At 51.4% G+C, this 18113-nt stretch carries 9 protein-coding genes and 2 pseudogenes; 10 read left to right on the top strand and 1 reads right to left on the bottom strand.

All coding sequences use genetic code 11. The features are described from left to right. Positions 1-56: 56 nt before the first annotated feature. Positions 57-806 (bottom strand): hypothetical protein, encoded by a 750-nt coding sequence (locus AB432_RS25635; RefSeq protein WP_048034697.1) that lies wholly within the window; start codon positions 804-806, stop codon positions 57-59. A gap of 173 nt (positions 807-979) precedes the next feature. Here AB432_RS25635 and AB432_RS25630 point away from each other — a divergent pair, with 173 nt between their 5' ends. The 10 genes and pseudogenes from AB432_RS25630 to pyrH all read left to right on the top strand — a co-directional run. Continuing rightward, positions 980-2221, top strand: coding sequence for an exonuclease SbcCD subunit D (locus AB432_RS25630; protein WP_048034696.1), 1242 nt, complete (start codon positions 980-982; stop codon positions 2219-2221). Further along, a complete protein-coding gene (locus AB432_RS25625) occupies positions 2218-5868 on the top strand; it encodes an AAA family ATPase (protein WP_048034695.1) in 3651 nt (1216 codons plus the stop codon). Before AB432_RS25630 ends, AB432_RS25625 begins: the two co-directional genes overlap by 4 nt. 15 nt (positions 5869-5883) lie before the next feature. Further along, complete coding sequence (gene addB, locus AB432_RS25620; protein ID WP_048034694.1) at positions 5884-9381, top strand: helicase-exonuclease AddAB subunit AddB; 3498 nt, start codon at positions 5884-5886, stop codon at positions 9379-9381. Then, a complete protein-coding gene (gene addA / locus AB432_RS25615; RefSeq protein ID WP_048034693.1) occupies positions 9350-13177 on the top strand; it encodes a helicase-exonuclease AddAB subunit AddA in 3828 nt (1275 codons plus the stop codon). Before addB ends, addA begins: the two co-directional genes overlap by 32 nt. 556 nt (positions 13178-13733) lie before the next feature. After that, positions 13734-14201 carry a DinB family protein gene (locus AB432_RS25610; protein ID WP_048034692.1) on the top strand — a complete coding sequence of 156 codons (468 nt, stop codon included), beginning with the start codon at positions 13734-13736 and terminating at the stop codon, positions 14199-14201. Between the two features lie 117 nt (positions 14202-14318). After that, positions 14319-15749, top strand: a complete 1431-nt coding sequence (locus AB432_RS25605) for a branched-chain amino acid transporter BcaP (RefSeq protein WP_048034691.1) — start codon at positions 14319-14321, stop codon at positions 15747-15749. Between the two features lie 118 nt (positions 15750-15867). Beyond that, a complete protein-coding gene (locus AB432_RS25600) occupies positions 15868-16386 on the top strand; it encodes a ribonuclease FAU-1 family protein (protein ID WP_048034690.1) in 519 nt (172 codons plus the stop codon). A gap of 246 nt (positions 16387-16632) precedes the next feature. Next, positions 16633-17559: an Ig-like domain-containing domain gene (locus tag AB432_RS25595; RefSeq protein WP_048034689.1), complete on the top strand. Its 927-nt coding sequence runs from the start codon at positions 16633-16635 to the stop codon at positions 17557-17559. A 104-nt stretch (positions 17560-17663) separates the two neighbouring features. Continuing rightward, a pseudogene (locus AB432_RS30600) lies at positions 17664-17823 on the top strand (hypothetical protein); the annotation flags it as partial. Then, positions 17822-18062, top strand: a pseudogene (gene pyrH / locus AB432_RS25590) (UMP kinase); the annotation flags it as partial. The pseudogenes AB432_RS30600 and pyrH, both read left to right, overlap by 2 nt. Positions 18063-18113: the final 51 nt, after the last annotated feature.

Below are 18113 nucleotides of genomic sequence, written 5' to 3'. Positions count from 1 at the left end.
CTTCGACCCCACCACAACCGTAACGATAGAAGACAGCGAATTTACAGACCGTCAGGCTATTGCCCAGACGGTTTTTCAACATTCAAAGGTACAAAAACACCATTTTCCCAACGATAAATTTGCAAAGAAGTATCAGGTTTGCCCGGAAGTGGTTCACCTGTATCCGGGTTTAGCTCCTGTTGTGTTTGCCAGTGGTAGAGCAAAGGTTTTTCAGTGTCGTCGTGAAGGATTTGATAACTGCCGACAGTCCGGAAAAGTTGACCACCTGGTATGGAAACCGTTTCCCGCAGCAGCCCTTCCCATGCTTTGACCAGACGCCCTTTGTCCAGATACCATAGATTCGCCTCGTAGATACATATGCCTGATCCGCCAGTATGATGGACGGTTTCAAAGACTCGTTTTTCTGCAAGCAAACGCAGTTCAGCGTCGTCGTATTTGTCGATCTCGGAGTGATTCACTTCACGCGTAAAGTCCCAACGATCCAATTGCAGGCGTGGTGGATTCCATTTCTCTTCCGCGATGAGGGCATACGTACGATCAGGCTTTTGATCCAAAACGTAAAAATTCCCGATATGTACGCTGCCGTTATGCTTGGCGACAATTTCTAGTTCCGGATCATCATCCAGATTGACGAGTTGAAAATCAAAGTAGTCGGAAACAACTGGATCTTTGGCTTGCTTGTTAATCCAATCCATTACTTGGGTCTTGGTAGGCTCTCTGGAGGCAAGGGAAGAGGGGGCAGTGAGGACGAGACTGGAGACGGCAAGTCCTACTGTCAGGGTGAGCAACAGGCGGGAATTACGCAACGGTAACAAGCTCCTTTCCGGGTTGAGATCGATCAATCGCGATCTGTTCAGTTGGAAGACGAGCAGCCAGGAGCAAAAGTTACGAGAAAAGTGGAGTAAATTTCAACCGCGAACAGCGCTGTCTTTTGTTACAATGAAAAGCAAACACATGATCGTGGAGAGTGATAGTAATCATGCGGATATTACATACAGCCGACTGGCATTTCGGGCGGCAACTGGAAGGGCGGGACCGCCGGATTGAACAAGCGGCGTTTGTGGACGAGCTCTGTCACATAGCTGATGAGCGGGAAGTGGATTTGGTGCTCATTGCCGGGGATGTGTACGATTCGGTCAATCCGCCTGCTTGGGCGGAAGAGCTTTTTTATGATGCATTGGAGCGCTTGTCTTCGGAAGGCAGGCGAGGAGTTGTCGTGATCGCGGGGAACCATGATCAGCCTGAGCGGGTGCGAGCAGCAGCGCCGCTTGCTACAAAGCATGGGATCGTTTTGTTGGGCTTGCCAAAGGAAGCACCATTGCTGACACAAGAAGTATCGTCTGATCGCGTGCAAATTGTGCAGGGAGGCCCATCTTGGCTGGAGATGAAGATTCCCGGCTGCGCTGCGAATGCGGTAATTTTGGCCTTGCCTTATCCTTCTGAATCGCGATTAAAGGAGCTGTTGAGCGAAAGCTTTACCCAAGAGCAGATGCAGCTTGCCTTTTCCGAGCGCATTGCGCAATTGCTTGCTGATCTGTCTGTTCATTTTCGCGAGGATACAGTCAACCTGGTCACGAGTCATTTGTTTGTCATGGGCGGTAAGGAAACAGATTCTGAGCGTCCGATTCAAATTGGGGGAGCACTGACTGTATCGCCACAGGCTTTTCCGAAGAACGCTGATTATGTGGCGCTCGGTCATCTCCATCGACTGCAAAAGCTCAGTGACAAGCCGTTGGTACGTTACAGCGGCTCACCGATTTCGTACAGCTTTTCCGAAGCAGGACAGAGCAAGGCAGTCGTACTGGTTGAGGTGGAGCCAGGGCAAGAAGTACGTGAGGAGATCATTTATTTGACGAGCGCACGGCCTTTGGCACGTTGGAGGGCGACGGAGGGAATCGAGCAAGTCGAGCGCTGGTTGGAAGAGGGACGCGATGCAGGGGCGTGGATTGACTTGGAGCTGCATGTGTCTGGCGTGATCGACCCGGCAGAATTTCAGCGTGTCCGCAAGCTTTCGGATGATTTCTTGAAAATACAGCGTGTTGTCGTGAGGGAAGAGCGTGAGGAGGAAGAGGAACAGCGGGTCGAGCTGACAGAGCTTTCGTCCGATCAATTGTTCAAACGCTTCTATGAACGGAGGCGGGGAGCAGAGCCGGATGAGCAGCTGGTGGCCTTGTTCCAGCGTCTATTGGCAGAAACCGGGGGAGAGGGGGAAGTAGAGTGAGACCGATACGATTGAAGCTGGCAGGGATGCACAGCTATCGAGAAATGCAAGAGGTCGATTTCGAAATGCTGTGTCAGGCGGGACTATTTGGGATATTCGGCCCGACTGGAAGCGGGAAATCGACGATCTTGGACGCGATCACGCTTGCGTTGTACGGGCAGGTCGTCCGGCTGGGTGGAGGTAATCACCCGAAAGAAGTGCTGAACCAGCTGGAGCAGCGCGTTTTCGTTTCCTTTACCTTTGAGCTGGGAACTGGCGATGAGCGTAAGCAATATACAGTGGAACGGGAATTTGGCTTAGATAAAAAGGGGAACAAGCGACAGCCGGAAGTAAGGCTGATTCAGTCGGGAGCCTTGACCGGAGAGCCGGATGTCGTATTGGAGTCCAAAGCCACGTCCGCGACAGCCGCGATTGAGGCACTGATTGGTCTCACTTTGCAGGACTTTACCCGGGCGGTCGTTTTGCCACAGGGTCAATTTTCCCGCTTCTTGACGCTGAAGGGCAGTGAGCGCAATGAAATGCTGCAACGGATGTTCCGCCTACATATTTATGGGGAAAAGCTGAGTGAGCGCGTACGGCACGCTTTGGAGCAGGTTAAGGAACAGATGCATCGCTTGCAACTGGCGAGCGCAGCTCTGGGTGAAGCAGGTCCGGAAGCCTTGGAGCTGGCGAGACAAACGTGGGAGGAAGCTGCGCAAAAAGAGCAGGAATTCACCCAGCAAAAACAGGAGCTGGCAGGGAAGCTCAAGGAGCTGGAGCAGCTTAACCAGTGGCATCAGGAGCTAGTGCAAGTTCAGGCGCAACTACAGCAGCAGGAAGCAAATGAAGCGGAAATGACAGCCCTAACGGAGAAGATTCGCGAATGGGAGTCGAGTATTCGACTGTGGCCATTACTCCAGCAATATGAGCGTTTGGATCAGGAATGGCATGCGACCGGTACGGCATTGGAACGTAGCCGCGAACAACAGGAGAGTGCTCGTTTGGCCGTAGATGAGGCAGAGCAAGCGTATCAGAAGGTCCATGCCGAGTTGGCTGTACAGGAGCCCTTGCTGATTCAGCAAAAGGGCAGACTGGTACAGGCGCAGGAGTGGGAAGAGGAGCTAAAGGCGATCCGGGAAGAGTGGACAGGTCTGGAGCGAGAGTGGAATGAAGTGTCAGTCGCCTTGACTAACATAGAACAACAGCTGGAAAAGGATGAGGCCGACTTAAAAAACTGGGAGCTTGCGTGGGCGGATCTGCAAGAACAGATGAAGCAAGTCACGATCTCTCCCGAATGGCGAGCACAAATAGCGACAGCCAGAGAAGCGAAGCAGCAGTGGGAGCGGGACCATGCCAAGGTACGTGAGCTGGAAAAAGAACAACTCGCAGCACAGGAGCACATTCAGGCGGCAACCCATACTGCCGATGAGCACAAGCGCAACTGGGAAGCGTGCGCGAATCGCTTGGCACAAAAAAGAGAAGCACTGGCAGCACCAGCCGACTCGGCATTGATGAGCGAAGCAGAATGGGAGAAAGCAAGGAATGTACTGGCAGATATGAAGCAGGTAGGTCGGCAGTGGCGGGAAGTATTACAGGCTTTCTCATCATGGCAGGAGAAGTCGCAGCACATCGTCCAGGAGCGTAAGCAGTTGGATGAGCGCAATCAAGAGCTGACTCGGGCAGTAGAGGCAAGCGAAGCACTTGTGAAGAGTCAACTGGCCCAACGAGATGAGCTGCGCCAGGAATGGGAACGCTGGCAGCAGGAGAATATGGCGCGATTTTTGCGCGAACGTTTAGAGGAAGGCAAGGAGTGTCCGGTATGTGGTTCCGAACACCACCCGCATGGCCACCAGAACCATACAAAAGCGTCTGAAGCAGGGACGGAGGGTGACGCGCTTCGTGCCCGGATCAAAGCGTCAGAAGAGGCTTTGCGTACGGCTGAACAAGAAGCAGGCAAGAACAAGGAAGCTTGGTTGGCAGCAAAGGGAGCGCTTGCTGCTTTTGATGAGCGCCTAGCGAGTGTAAAGGCTGAACAGGAACAGTTGGAAGCGCGCTTGGAAGCGATCAAGGAAGAGTGCCGCGGGTACGGACAGCCTTGGGTCGTAGATTCTTTTGAAGAGCTACTCGCCGTCTATCAACGCGAGGAAAAAGAACTGATCGCCAAGCAAGCGGAAAGAGAGCGACTAAAAGCAGAGCGTGAGCAATTGCAGCAGCAGTTGGAGGTCTTGCGTGAGGAAGAAGCGGAAAAGAAACGATTGATGGAGCGGAGCACGCTGTTGCTCGAGCAGGCACAGAAGGCAATCGATGAGAATAAAGCACGCATGGACGCTGCTTCCACGCAAGAAAAGCAATCAAGAGAAGAGCTGGACGCGAAGCGCAATGAGCTTCCCATTGAGGAAATCGAACAGCGGTACGAAGAAATCGGAAAATCAGATCGCCGTTTGGCAGAACTTCAGCAGGTACGATCAGAGAAAGAAACGCTACGCGGAAAGCTGACGATGCAAGTAGAAGCTGCCAAGTCGCGCAAGGTAGAGGGCAAATCACGGGAAGCGGCGCTGAAGGAAAAGCTGGAAGATAGAAAGCGCATGTGGGAACAAAAGCATGCCCAATGGTTGGAGCGCACGGGAGGACTTACTGCGCAGGAGTGTTTGATGCGGGTCGAGGATTCTCTCCTCGGTTTGCGTCAAGCAGTCACGCTGGCAGAGACAAAGCGCAAAGAGACCGCCGAGGCGCGAGAAACGGTGCAAAACAATCTGGTCAAGTATTCAGAGACGCTGGCCATCCTTACACGGCAACGCACGGAAGCTCACGAGACATTGTACCAGGGCTTGCAGGAAACAGGTCTCGGTACTGTCGAGTATGTTCGGGAAAGGTACGCAGAGCGTGAGCAATTGCCGCAGGCACGGGAACAAGTCGAGGCTTACACGCGAATCGCAGGGCAGCTTCGTTATGAGGAAGAAAGGTTGCAGCAAGCAGTAGCAGGCCGTTCGTTTACGCAGGAAGAGCTCACCACCGCTAAAGAGGCGTGGGATCAATGGGAGCAAGCCTTCCAGGAAGCGCAAAAGCAAGTCGCTGTCGCCAAAGAGCACGTGGATCGCATGGAAAAAAACCATGACAAATGGCAAGAGCTTCATAAAGAGATGGTCCAGCAGCAGGATGAGCAGAGCCGCTTGGAAGAGTTGAAAAAATTATTCGAAGCCAAGGCGTTTGTCCAATTCATTGCGGAGGAAAAACTGGTATCAATCGCCAGAGACGCTTCCTATCACCTGAAGCGGATGACCGCCAATCGTTACGGGCTGGAAATCGGCGACGAGGGCGAATTTGTTTTGCGGGATGAGGGAGCTGGAGGAATGCGCCGTCCAGTAAGCACATTGTCTGGCGGGGAAACATTCCTGACCTCCTTGTCGCTGGCTCTTGCCCTGTCGATGGAGATTCAAATGCGTGGCGGGCGCCTGGAGTTTTTCTTCCTGGACGAAGGCTTTGGGACACTCGATCCGGAGCTTTTGGAAGTCGTTATGGATGCGCTTGAGCGACTGCGCATGGACGATTTCACTATCGGAGTCATTAGCCACGTCCCGGAAATACGTGTGCGCATGCCGCGTCGTCTGGTCGTGACACCTGCAGAACCGATGGGAAAAGGCAGCATGCTGCATCTGGAAATGGAGTAGGGAAGGGGAAAAATCATGGCAGTCCAATTTATACTGGGACGGGCAGGAACGGGGAAGACAGAATCAATTCATCGGCAGATGCAAGCCCGGCTGCGGGAAAAGCCGTTGGGTTCGCCTATGATTCTGCTCGTGCCGGAACAGGCCAGCTTTCAGGAAGAGTATGCGCTCGCCACACTCCCAGAGCTAGGCGGTGTAATGGGGACACAGGTGCTCAGCTTCGGTCGATTGGCTCACAGGCTCATGCAGGAGCTGGGCGATCTGACTACCGTGCCTGTTGACGATCTGGGTAAGCATATGGTTTTGCGCATGCTTTTGGAGCGGCACAAGGAAGAGCTGAACCTATTCGGGCGCTCGGCGACACAGCCTGGGTTTGCTTCTCAGCTCGGTCGCTTGATTAGCGAGTGCAAATCGTATGGGGTATCCTTTACTCATTCCGAGAATCTGGAGTGGGGAGGAGCTAATCTCAATCAAAAAATACATGACCTTCGCTTGATTATGAATGCGTACGAGGCTTACTTGTCAGAGGGGTATTGTGATGCAGACGACATCCTGAACCGAGTGGCAACGATGGTGCGTGATTCCACGTACATCAAGCAGGCTGAAATATTTATCGATGGCTTTACCGGGTTTACGAATCAAGAGCTTCGCTTGATCGAGCAGTTGATGCAGCACGCCAAGCAGGTGACGATTGCGCTGACGCTTGACCCGAATGAACGTGACGCCTCTGTGGATGAACTGGGGCTGTTCCATCCTACACTGCGAACATACCAAGCCTTGACACTGATGGCGCGTGAATCGGGTGTATCAATCGCCAAGCCGCTTTTATTGACCGAGGCACAGCGATTCAAGAGCAGTCCATGGCTACGTCAGGTCGAACAAGTGTATTTCCAATGGGGGGACCCGCCGATCCCAGATCAGCCCGGACGAGCGGACGAAGTGACGATGCTTTCAGCAGTGAACAGGCGGGCAGAGGTAGAGGCCGTGGCGCTGAAGCTCCTGACTCTGTCGAGAGAAGAGGGGTATCGCTGGAAGGACATGGCGATTTTGCTTCGGGAAATTGGGACGTACGCGGATGAGATTTCCGCTGTGTTTACCGAATACGGCATCCCGCACTTCTTGGACCAGAAGCGCTCTGTCATGCACCATCCCTTGGTGGAGCTGGTGCGCTCGGCATTGGAGGTCATTGTTACGAGGTGGCGCTACGACGCTGTTTTCCGCTGCTTGAAAACAGACCTGCTCCTGCTGGATATCACTGATGAGCATACAGCTCGGAAGGAAATCGACCGACTGGAAAACTACGTGTTGGCTCATGGTGTCTTTGGCTATCAATGGGCAGAAGAATCTGCTTGGCATTTCCGCGGGCAGGCTGGCGTTGAGGAAGATGCGAGAATCGATGAGTTGAGACGCAAATACGCAGCACCGCTCCTGTCCTTTGAAAAAGAGATGAAGCAAGCAACGGGCATAAACGTACAGGAAATGACTCTTGCCCTGTACAACCTTCTGATCGCGCTGGACGTGCCTAACAAGCTGGAGCATTGGCAGCGAAAGGCGGAAAATGACGGCGATCTCGATGCAGCACAGGTGCATGGACAAGTATGGACAGGATTGATCGAGCTGATGGATCAGGTCGTGGAGGTCATGGGCGACGAGAGCATGGACCTGGCGACATTTGCCCGGGTGCTCGACAGTGGTCTGGAGACGATTGAATTGGGACTCGTTCCCCCGGCACTAGATCAGGTGCTGATCGGGGCTATGGAGCGCTCCCGTCAACCCGATGTCAAAGCTCTGTTTTTGCTTGGCGTAAACGAGGGCATTATTCCGTTGCGTCCAAAAGAAGAAGGGATTCTGGATGAGGCGGAACGTGAGCGACTGGCTGAAATGGGTATGTCTCTGGCACCCAGTGCGAAGCAACGACTGATGGCAGAGCCTTACCTGTTGTACCAAGCGATGACGAGACCATCGGAGAGACTGATCCTGAGCTGTGCGCTGGCAGATGAAGAGGGCAAGGCCTTGTTGCCTTCCTCTGTGTTTACCCGCATCCGTGAAGTGCTTCCGGATATCCCGCATCAGGTGTTTTACAACGAACCGACGGGGCAGCACGAGACAGATGCATTCCTGCTCGGACATCCGAGACGTGTGTTCCGCCATCTATTGACGCTATTGCGATCGATGAAGAAAACAGGAGAGCTGCCAGACTTCTGGTGGGAGGTATACGACTGGTATATTCGTGCTTCTTCCGAGGTCAAACGGGAGCAGTGGCTGTTGTCCGGCTTGCGCTACTTCAATCGACCGCAGGAGCTGGACTTGGAAACGAGTACGACCCTGTACGGAAAACAACTAAAAATGAGCGTGTCCCGTCTGGAGCGGTTCCAGTCATGTCCGTTCTCGCATTTCTCTTCTCATGGTCTCAGATTGTCGGAGAGAACGATGTACAAGCTGGAGCGTTTCGATGTGGGAGAGCTGTTCCATGCTTCACTCAAGCGAGCCGTTGAAAAAATGAACGAAGACAATCTGGAGTGGAGCAAGCTGACGGAAGACAATAGCATGCAGCTTGCAAACGTAGTGGTAGAAGAACTGGTTCCAGCGACTCGCAGCAGCATTTTGACGCGGACAGCCCGGTATCGTTATTTGTCTGGCAAGCTGAAGCGAGCAGTTGGCCGGGCGATTTACGTACTCGGGGAGCATGCGAAGCGCAGCCGTTTTGCCCCAGTAGGACTAGAGGTTTCGTTTGGGCCGAATTCAGATTTGCCGGGATTGGCTTTAACCCTTGAAAATGGCGTGGAGCTTCAGTTAATCGGACGAATTGACCGCGTTGACCAATCACTGGATAGTGAGGTCCCGTATTTGCGCGTGATTGACTACAAGTCCAGTCCCAAGCAGCTGTCTCTCTCCGACGTTTGGAATGGCCTGAACTTGCAACTTCTCGTCTATCTCGATGTCGTCGTGGCTAATGCCGAGGAATGGTTAGGGAAAAAAGCCGAAATGGGAGGCGTTTTCTACTATCAGGTAGCCGATCCTTTTGTGACGGCAAAACGGTTGCTGACGGCTGACGAGGCGGCAAAGGAGCGGGCAAAGCGATTGCGCATGAAAGGCTTGATGCTCGCAGACCCAGAGCTGGCACGAATGATGGATGGCTATGTAGAGCAAGGGGCGTCAGAGCTGGTGCCATTTGAAATCAAAAAGGACGGAACGCTTTCGTCGCGATCATCCGTGGCAACAGCCGAGCAGTTCCAAGCCTTGACCTCCTATGTTCGCGATACCGTGAAGCAAATCAGTACGCGCATGACCAACGGGGAAATCCAGATCGAACCGTACACAAACGGAACAATGACCGCTTGTGATTTCTGTTCGTACAAGCCAGTATGCAAATTTGACGGAGATGCGGGCGGGAATGAGCACCGACAGCTTGCCAAGTGGAACAACAAGCAAATATGGAGCATGCTGGCAGAGCAGCAGATGGCGGGAGAAGGAGGAATGACCGATGGTGGATCAACAATTGCAGGCCAAGCCTGAACAATGGACGGACGAGCAATGGCAAGCGATTATCCAGCGCGGGAATAATCTCCTGGTGGCAGCGGCTGCAGGCTCTGGGAAAACCTCAGTCCTGGTTGAGCGGATTATCCGACGCATCATGGACGAGAAGGACCCGGTTGGAGTCGATCAGCTATTGGTGGTGACCTTTACGAATGCGGCTGCGGCAGAGATGCGTCACCGGATTGGCGATGCCTTGCGAAAAGCATTGAAAGATGCCCCGCACTCTTCACACCTGCGTCGACAACTGGCGTTGCTCCAGCGGGCGACGATTACGACACTTCACTCGTTTTGCTTGGGGATTTTGCGCCAGTATTACTATCTGATTGAACTCGATCCTGATTTTCGCATAGCCGATCAGATGGAAGGGGAGCTTTTGCGGCAGGATGTCTTGGAGGAACAGCTCGAGAGCTGGTATGAGAATGACGCGGATTTTCATGCATTAGCTGATGTGATGCTGGACGGTCAGGACGATCATGCCCTCACCCTATTGCTGCTTAGGCTGTATGAGTTTTCACGCAGTCATCCAGCACCAGAACAATGGCTCGGGGAAGCGGCAGGAATGTTTGCGGTTCACGATAAAAACGGTCTGGACGGGCTCGTGTGGACCAGGAGCGTGCTGCGTTCTGTGGAGCTGGCACTCGGTGGAATGACGGCTAAGATGCGCAGGGCAGTTCAGTTGGCAGGCTCACCGGAAGGGCCTGCTGGCTATTTGCCTTTGCTTGAGGCGGAAGCGGCTGCCCTGCATCGTGCAGCAGCGGCTTGCAAAGATGGCTGGGAAGCGACTGTCGAAGCTGTTCGAGGAGTTGTATTTGCCAAGCTGCCTCCGGTGAAAGGCACAGATCCGCTCGTGAAGGAGCAGGTGCAGGACCTGCGAAACAGTGTGAAAAAGGAACTGGCAGAGCAAATCGAGCAATACTTTTCTACGACAGCCGAGCAGTACGTCGCCGATTTGCAGCGGCTTGCTCCTCACATGCAGACATTAGCTAGGCTGGTTACAGCATTTTCGGATGCTTTTCAATTGGAGAAGCGTTCGCGTGGCTTGGTCGACTTTGGCGACTTGGAGCATCTGGCTCTGCGCGTTTTAACCGAAACGAATGAGTCGGGGGAGACTGTTCCTTCGTCTATATCCACTCAATTGCGTGAACAGTTCGCTGAAGTGCTGGTAGACGAATATCAGGATATCAACCTCGTGCAGGAAACCATCTTGCAAATGGTTTCCCGAGACGGAGCGAATGGTCAGCCAGCGAATCGTTTCATGGTGGGGGATGTGAAGCAGAGTATTTATCGGTTCCGCTTGGCAGAGCCGAAGCTGTTTCTCGAAAAATATGTGACCTATCAAAAAGATGGTGATGCTGACGAAGCTTGCATCGGTCGGCGCATCGATCTGGCGGCGAACTTCCGCAGTAGAAGGGAAGTCGTAGATGCCGTTAACTTTTTGTTTCGCCAGATCATGTCTCACGGGGTAGGTGAGATCGGTTATGATCCTTCGGCGGAGCTGATCAACCGTGCGTCTTATCCTGAGGTACAGCCGAACCGTTTGCAGGCTGAGATGCATCTGATCGACCGGAATGCAGCGATAGCAGAAGAAGGTCAGGCGGTAGTTGCAGAGGCGACAGATGAGAGCGAAGCAGGTATTCCCGAGGGAGAGTCGGGAGAGGAAGCGAGTGTTGCACAGCTGGAAGCACGACTAATTGCCAGCCGCATTCGTAGTTGGATGGAGCCGGGCGAGGGAGAAGAGCCACTGCTCGTTTTCGATAAAAAGGCTGGAGGAATGCGCCCGCTGGCCTATCACGATATCGTTATTTTGCTTCGTGCGACCTCTGGCTGGGGGCAGACGATGCAAGAGGAGCTGCACGCAGCAGGAATTCCTGTGTATGCGGAGCAGACTGCGGGTTATTTCGCGGCGATTGAGGTAGAAACGATGCTCTCCTTGCTGCGTGTCATTGACAACCCGCTCCAAGACATTCCATTAGCAGCTGTATTGCGGTCTCCTATCGTCGGCTTGCGAGAGGAGCAACTTGCTCAAATCCGCATTCACTACGCGACAGGGCCGTTTCACCAAGCGGTACTCCAATATGCAGAGGAACGTCCGGCCCAAGAGCCTTGGGAGAAAAGGCTGCGACAGTTTTTTGTCCGATTGGATCTATGGCGGACAGAGGCTCGCAGAGGTGCTTTATCAGAACTGCTGACGATGCTGTACCGGGAGACAGGCTATCTCGATTATGTGGCGGCTCTAGAAAACGGTCAGCAGCGACAGGCCAACTTGCGTGCGCTCTATGATCGTGCGAGACAATACGAAGCTGGCTCCTATCGTGGCTTGTTCCGCTTTTTGCGCTTTGTCGACCGTTTGCAAGAAGCCGGCAATGATATGGGCGAAGCAAGAACCATCGGGGAAAACGAGGACGTTGTACGCATCATGACGATCCACAAAAGTAAGGGGCTGGAGTTCCCTGTTGTTTTTGTGGCGGGCATGGGCAAGCAGTTTAATACGATGGATTTGAAAAGCCAGTTTTTGCTGCATAAAGATCTGGGCTTTGGACCGATGGCTATTGAGCCCTCCATGCAGCTACGCTATCCGAGTCTGGCTGCGCTGGGCATCCGGCAAAAGCTGCGCCGGGATATGCTGGCAGAGGAAATGCGTGTGCTTTATGTGGCTTTGACGCGTGCACGCGAGAAGCTCATTCTTGTCGGTTCATCCAAGGATCTCGCAAAAAGTGTGACAGATTGGGGCAGACAGGATGACAGCGAGCGGCTCAGTGACGAAGACTTGATTCAGGCAAAGGGATATCTGGACTGGGTGGGGCGTGCGATGCTGCGACATCCTGGTGCGGGAGTGCTGCGGGCATATCCAGAGCAACAAGGCTCAGGAGAAGTCGTGAGAGTCAGAAGTGTGTCGGATGATTCGGTTTGGTCGTTTCACTTCTATCAGGCAGATGAGCTCCGTGCCCAAGGAGAGTCAACCAACGACGAGGTGTCTCTGTGGGAACGCATGACCAGACGAGAGGCGATCCCGGAACGACCGTCTAATGATACTTTGCGAGAGATTGTCGACAAGAGATTAGGATGGCAGGACCCACATCCAATTGCGCCACGCGTAGCTGCAAAATGGAGTGTCAGCGAACTCAAGCGACATGCCAAAGTCAGCAAAGGCGGTCAGTCCCTCATACTTCCGTCCATTACGGAAAAGCCAAAGTTTTTGTCTGAGCAAAAATCCACTCGACTGACAGCAGCAGAAAAAGGGACAATCACACACTTAGTGTTCCAGCATCTCGATTTGAAGCGTCCGCTGGATGAAGCAGATATTCAGGAGCAGGTGACGGCACTCGCGGCACGCCGCTTTTTGACTGACGAGCAGGTACGAGCAGTAGATGTTCCCCAGATCGCCCGATTCTTCGCCGATCCTTTGGGGCAGCGAATGAAGGCGGCGGCGGTCGTGCATCGTGAACTGCCGTTTACCCTCGTGATTCCTGCTTATGAAGTAGAAGCTGAGTTAGGTGAAGAAAGCGACGAGCAGGTTGTCGTACAAGGAGTCATTGATTGCCTGTTGGAGGAGCAGGATGGCAGCCTCGTCCTGATCGATTTCAAGACAGATTGGATGGCAAACGAGGCGACTGCCGCAGCCATCGAAGAGATGAAAAGAAGATACGAAGGCCAGATCAGGCTATACGTCCGGGCGATCAAGCAGATCATCAAGCCAAAAGGGAACGTGTCTAGTTATCTTTATTTACTCTCAGGTGGATTCTCACTTTCGATTTCGGATGAAAGCATGGATTAGTATGTTAGACCGTCAGAGTCAATGGCTCTGGCGGTCTTTTTGTTTATTAGAGCTGTTGTGGTGGGGGAAGAAGCGCATTTCCAGTCTACGCTTCGGCCTACGCCCCGCAAGGGGGAATTGACTGTCCGCTCCGGAATAAATGACGGGAGCGCTTCAAACGTAGAAGTTTCGAGGAGGTAGTTCATAAGTGAAGCTGAAATTCCCCGCCATTTTTTCCTGCGCTGAGGTGGGCTCCAGAGGCGCTTGGACTGGAAATACGCTTCTTCCCACGCGGCTTTTGGTTAAAAGAATTCAAGGAAGCCGCTTTGAACTGTCCCTCATTATGTTTTAAGAGCCGGAAAAGGATCAAAGCCATACGAAAGCACTGTCACATGTTTGGAAGGAGACCGCCCGAACGAAGAGAGGATATAGGCGACTGGAAAACATGTGGCAGGGCTTCTCCCGACCACTATGGTTAGAAGACAACCACTATTGGTTTTACGGAATGGGAACGTACGTGCTATAATCGGTTAAAATTTTCCTAATTTACATAATGATCAAACAAGGAGTGAATCCAATGAAGATGTTTTTCCAGTATAACTGGCAGGTACGGGACGAGTGGATGGTATGGTGTAAGCAGCTTCCACCAGAAGAATTGCTGCGCGAGCAAACAGGTGGGGCTGGCACGATTTTGTACACCTTGTTTCACATTGCTGACGTCGAGTATAGCTGGCTTCGGGGTGTACAGGGGAAGCCGGATATTCAGGTGGCATTCGAAACATACAAGACGCTGGAAAAAATAAAAGAGCTATCAAATGCCTGGCGCGTAGAATTGATTGATTTCATCGAGAATTGGTCAGAAGAGATGGAGAACGAATCAGTAAAGGTCGCCTGGGATGATGAAGTGTACACAAAGGGCGAGTTGCTTCGTCATGTCATCGCCCACGAGATTCATCACATGGGGCAATTGTCCATTTGGGCGAGAGAGCTTGGGATTCCACCTGTTTCTGCCAATGTCATTGGGCGCGGATTAGCACGCAGGTAGCCCTGACAAACCTCGATCTGAGCTGCGCCAGTGCATAATTTTCCTCTTAACGGATCATACTCCAACTGTTTTCAATCACGATTGGAAGTGAATGACCCGCTTGGGAGGTCGCACATGATGTCATGGAAAAATCAGTTGCTGAGGAAAAAGTCGGTAGCGCAAATGCTGGAGCATGTGGATAAAAACGAAAGCTCTCTCAAAAAGTCATTAGGTGCTTTTGACCTGACAATGCTGGGGATCGGCGCGATCATGGGAACAGGGATTTTTGTGTTAACGGGAGTTGCAGCAGCCTTGCACGCTGGACCAGCACTTGTTTTGTCATTTGTTATTGCGGCACTTGCCTGTGTGTTTGCCGCACTCTGCTATGCAGAATTTGCTTCGACTGTTCCAGTGTCGGGAAGCGCTTATACATACAGCTATGCGGCATTTGGCGAATTTGTCGCCTGGATGATCGGGTGGGACTTGATTCTCGAATACGGAGTGGCTTGTGCTGCGGTGGCAAGCGGATGGTCGGGATATGCCCAGGGATTGTTAGCCGGGTTTAATATCCATCTGCCGCATGCGCTCACGAGTGCGTTTGATGCATCAAAAGGAACGATCATGGATCTACCTGCGGTCCTCATCATTGTCATCATTACAGCTTTGTTGATGAAGGGAACGAGAGAGTCAGCGAGCTTGAATACCATCATGGTGTTAATAAAAGTGGCGGTAGTTGTCCTGTTCCTCGTCGTTGGGGTCATGTATGTCAAGCCGGAAAACTGGAGTCCATTCATGCCGTTTGGTTTTGCGGGAGTAGCGACTGGTGCCGCAACGGTGTTTTTTGCTTTTATCGGGTTTGATGCGGTGTCTTCTGCGGCCGAAGAAGTGCGCAATCCCCAGCGTGACATGCCAATCGGGATCATCTCGTCCTTACTCGTGTGCACGATTTTGTACATTGCTGTCTCGCTGACATTGACAGGGATTGTTCCGTACAAATTGTTGAATGTCAAAAATCCAGTCGCGTTTGCGCTCAGTTATGTCAATCAGGACTGGGTAGCAGGCTTCATTTCGTTGGGAGCCATTGTCGGGATCACGACCGTTTTGTTAGTCATGATGTATGGACAAGCCCGGATGTTTTTTGCGATGAGCCGAGATGGCTTGCTCCCTGAGCTCTTCTCGCACCTACATCCCCGCACACAGGTACCACAAAAGAGCACGCTCGTCGTGGCAGCATTAGTAGCAACCTTCGGTGGATTATTGCCCCTCTCCAGCTTGGCCCAGCTCACCAATATTGGAACGCTGTTTGCTTTTATTTTGGTCTCGATTGGGCTAGTTGTATTACGCCGCACTCATCCGCAATTACCGCGGGCTTTTCGCGTCCCATTTGTCCCATTTGTTCCGTTTGTTCCCTTTCTCTCGGTTCTCTTTTGCGGATATCTCGTTTTTAACCTGCCGCCGCTTACCAAGTTCGGTTTTCTCGGTTGGCTGTCGGTAGGAGCGATCGTCTATTTTCTTTATGGCCGCAAACACAGTCGATTGGCAACAAAAGACGACTCCTCCCAAACATAAATGGCAGGTTCATTTGTTTAGGCATGTTCTACGTGAGCATGTCTTTGTTTGCTATCTGACAAAGCGATCCCATTCATGGTAGAGTAATAGCAACCAAAATGACGAGGGAGGGCAGGCTATGAAGCGAAAAAGAGCAGATCGACCTGGTTGGAGACGTGTCAAGCGATTGGGCTACCAGCAAAAACGGGTAGAATCTTTATCTTTCTCAGGGTACGCTGTCCGCCTGACTCTGGATGAAGTAAGTGAGCCTGCCTACATGCCTGTCGGGGACAAAACTCTGTGTGTGGGCGATAGAGGATATGTGTACTTGCAGTATTTTCCCCATGGTCAAGCTTATGCCGTTACGAAAATGATGGATGAGTTAGGGAATACCGTGCAATGGTATATCGATATTTGCCGGGGACATGGCAAGGATGAGAACGGGCATATCTGGTATGACGATTTGTACCTCGACATCGTGGTACTGCCGACAGGAGAAGTATACCTGCTTGATCAGGATGAGCTCGATGAGGCATTGAAAAAAGGCGTTATCACGAGCGAGTATCACCAGTTTGCCTCTGAGACCGCTGATCTTTTATTACGAAATATTTTGTCGGGCAAACGGGATGACTTTGATTTTCCAAATTTTTTTGTATAAACGTATGAAAGAACGAAGGCGGTTGTTGCTTTCGTTTTTTTTTTTGGTAGACGTACGGCTTTTTGGAGTGGAGACGGAGGAGGCCCAGAGTTTGCTCCCAGTTTTCTAATTTAGGAAGGTCACGATGGATGAAAGAGTTCCTAGTCCAAAATAACCGTATTTTTATTTCGTGTAAAAAACTGTATGTTACGCCTTAAAAATGAAATACGATTTTTATGTACACACAAACTATTTTGGAGGAGAAGTATGAAGAATTTATTTCAAGCCTTACTCGCAGTAACACTCATGTTCAGTCTAACCCTAAACAGCAACAACGTATCAGCAAAATCGGAGCAAGAAGAGCTTGGTGTACCGAATCAGTTCCTTGATGATGAGCAGCTAGAGGAAATTGACGCGAAATTCAAAAGTGAATACCAACTCGATAGCACGTATATTTCCGACAACCTAATCAGTTATCCAAAGCCTGGGGATGTGTTCGTATCAGTTTCTAATCCTATTATTGCGCAGACAGATGTTCCTACAAACATTCAACCTGCGCTAACATTCTCGGTGCCAATTGCTTTTGACAATGATCCGTCAACAGTAGTATCTCTCTATAAGGTTAAAGGAAAATCACCAGTCAGCGGAAAATTGGAGATTAAAAATAACACCCTCTATATTCGTCCTGACAAGACTTTGGAATCAAATACGAAATATGCGATCGAGATCGACAAAGGAGCAATTGTAAGCACCACTGGTTCTACTAAATTGATCGATAAGTATTCAACTCAGTTTGTGACCAGCAACAACCAAGCGCCTATAGTAATCGATGTAAAGCCGTATGAAGAGGAAACAAAAGTGGATGTAAATGCGGTGATTACAATTAAGTATGATCGCAAAGTGAAAAGTGGCACAAACGAATTCCTATTAATGGATGACAATGCTGCGGAGGTTCCTGCAACTTTTATCGTCAAAAATGACACTGTAACGATCCAACCGAATGCACCTTTAAAAAATAATGCAGAGTACCTCTTAGCGGTAGCCCAAGGAGCAGTAAAGGATACATCAGGGAATGAAAGCTATAAATATTTTTCCTTGTTTTCAACAGGCACCCCATCTGATGCAGGGGCCATTCCTAAGAATCCAGAACCAATTGATCTAGAATTAGATGACATTTCAGTAGAGTTTGAGTAGAAAAAATCAGTGAAGATTGGATTGAAATTTGCGACTGCTACATTAAAGGGCGACAAGTGTATAGGGTGAAATGTAAAGATAGAAGGGGTGTCTCTATTCAAGAGATGGCCCTTTTTTCCTTTTTTGAAGGAGATAAATATATGATAACGTGGGCACTCGGACATTTGGTCACTCTCGTTGATCTGAAGCGTCGATCAGCAATTCAGCTCGTGGCGAATCGAGGATTTGCCGATTATGCCGTCCCCATTACGCTTGGTCGTGATCTTTGCTGGATATGGGAGTAGAAGTAGCCATCATGATCGGAGGAGGCAATATTTTTCGTGGAAACATGGCCGATCAATGCAGTCGCCGAACCGTACATTCGCCTGCTGGCCGTTCATCATTTGGAAAAGGAACATGTGGTTATCTTCGCTGGGGGAAATGGTCAACCGTATGTGACCACTGACTATCCGGCTGTCCAGCGGGTGCTCGAGGTAAGCACAGACGCCCTTTTAGTCGACAAATCCTGATAGAAGAGACAGCGGCAGTCTGGGACGAGAAAATACAGTCCTAGA

Origin of the sequence: Brevibacillus brevis (assembly GCF_001039275.2) — a bacterium.
Taxonomy (GTDB): Bacteria; Bacillota; Bacilli; order Brevibacillales; family Brevibacillaceae; genus Brevibacillus; species Brevibacillus brevis_C.
Note: the sequence above shows the minus strand (reverse complement) of the source record. Positions and strands in the feature narration are given on the sequence as shown.

Bases quoted from the DNA above. Each gene is read 5' to 3' on its own strand.
- AB432_RS25630 (WP_048034696.1), top strand. From the start codon at position 980: ATGCGGATATTACATACAGCCGACTGGCATTTCGGGCGGCAACTGGAA.
- addB (WP_048034694.1), top strand. From the start codon at position 5,884: ATGGCAGTCCAATTTATACTGGGACGGGCAGGAACGGGGAAGACAGAA.
- addA (WP_048034693.1), top strand. From the start codon at position 9,350: ATGGTGGATCAACAATTGCAGGCCAAGCCTGAACAATGGACGGACGAG.
- AB432_RS25610 (WP_048034692.1), top strand. From the start codon at position 13,734: ATGAAGATGTTTTTCCAGTATAACTGGCAGGTACGGGACGAGTGGATG.
- AB432_RS25605 (WP_048034691.1), top strand. From the start codon at position 14,319: ATGTCATGGAAAAATCAGTTGCTGAGGAAAAAGTCGGTAGCGCAAATG.
- AB432_RS25600 (WP_048034690.1), top strand. From the start codon at position 15,868: ATGAAGCGAAAAAGAGCAGATCGACCTGGTTGGAGACGTGTCAAGCGA.
- AB432_RS25595 (WP_048034689.1), top strand. From the start codon at position 16,633: ATGAAGAATTTATTTCAAGCCTTACTCGCAGTAACACTCATGTTCAGT.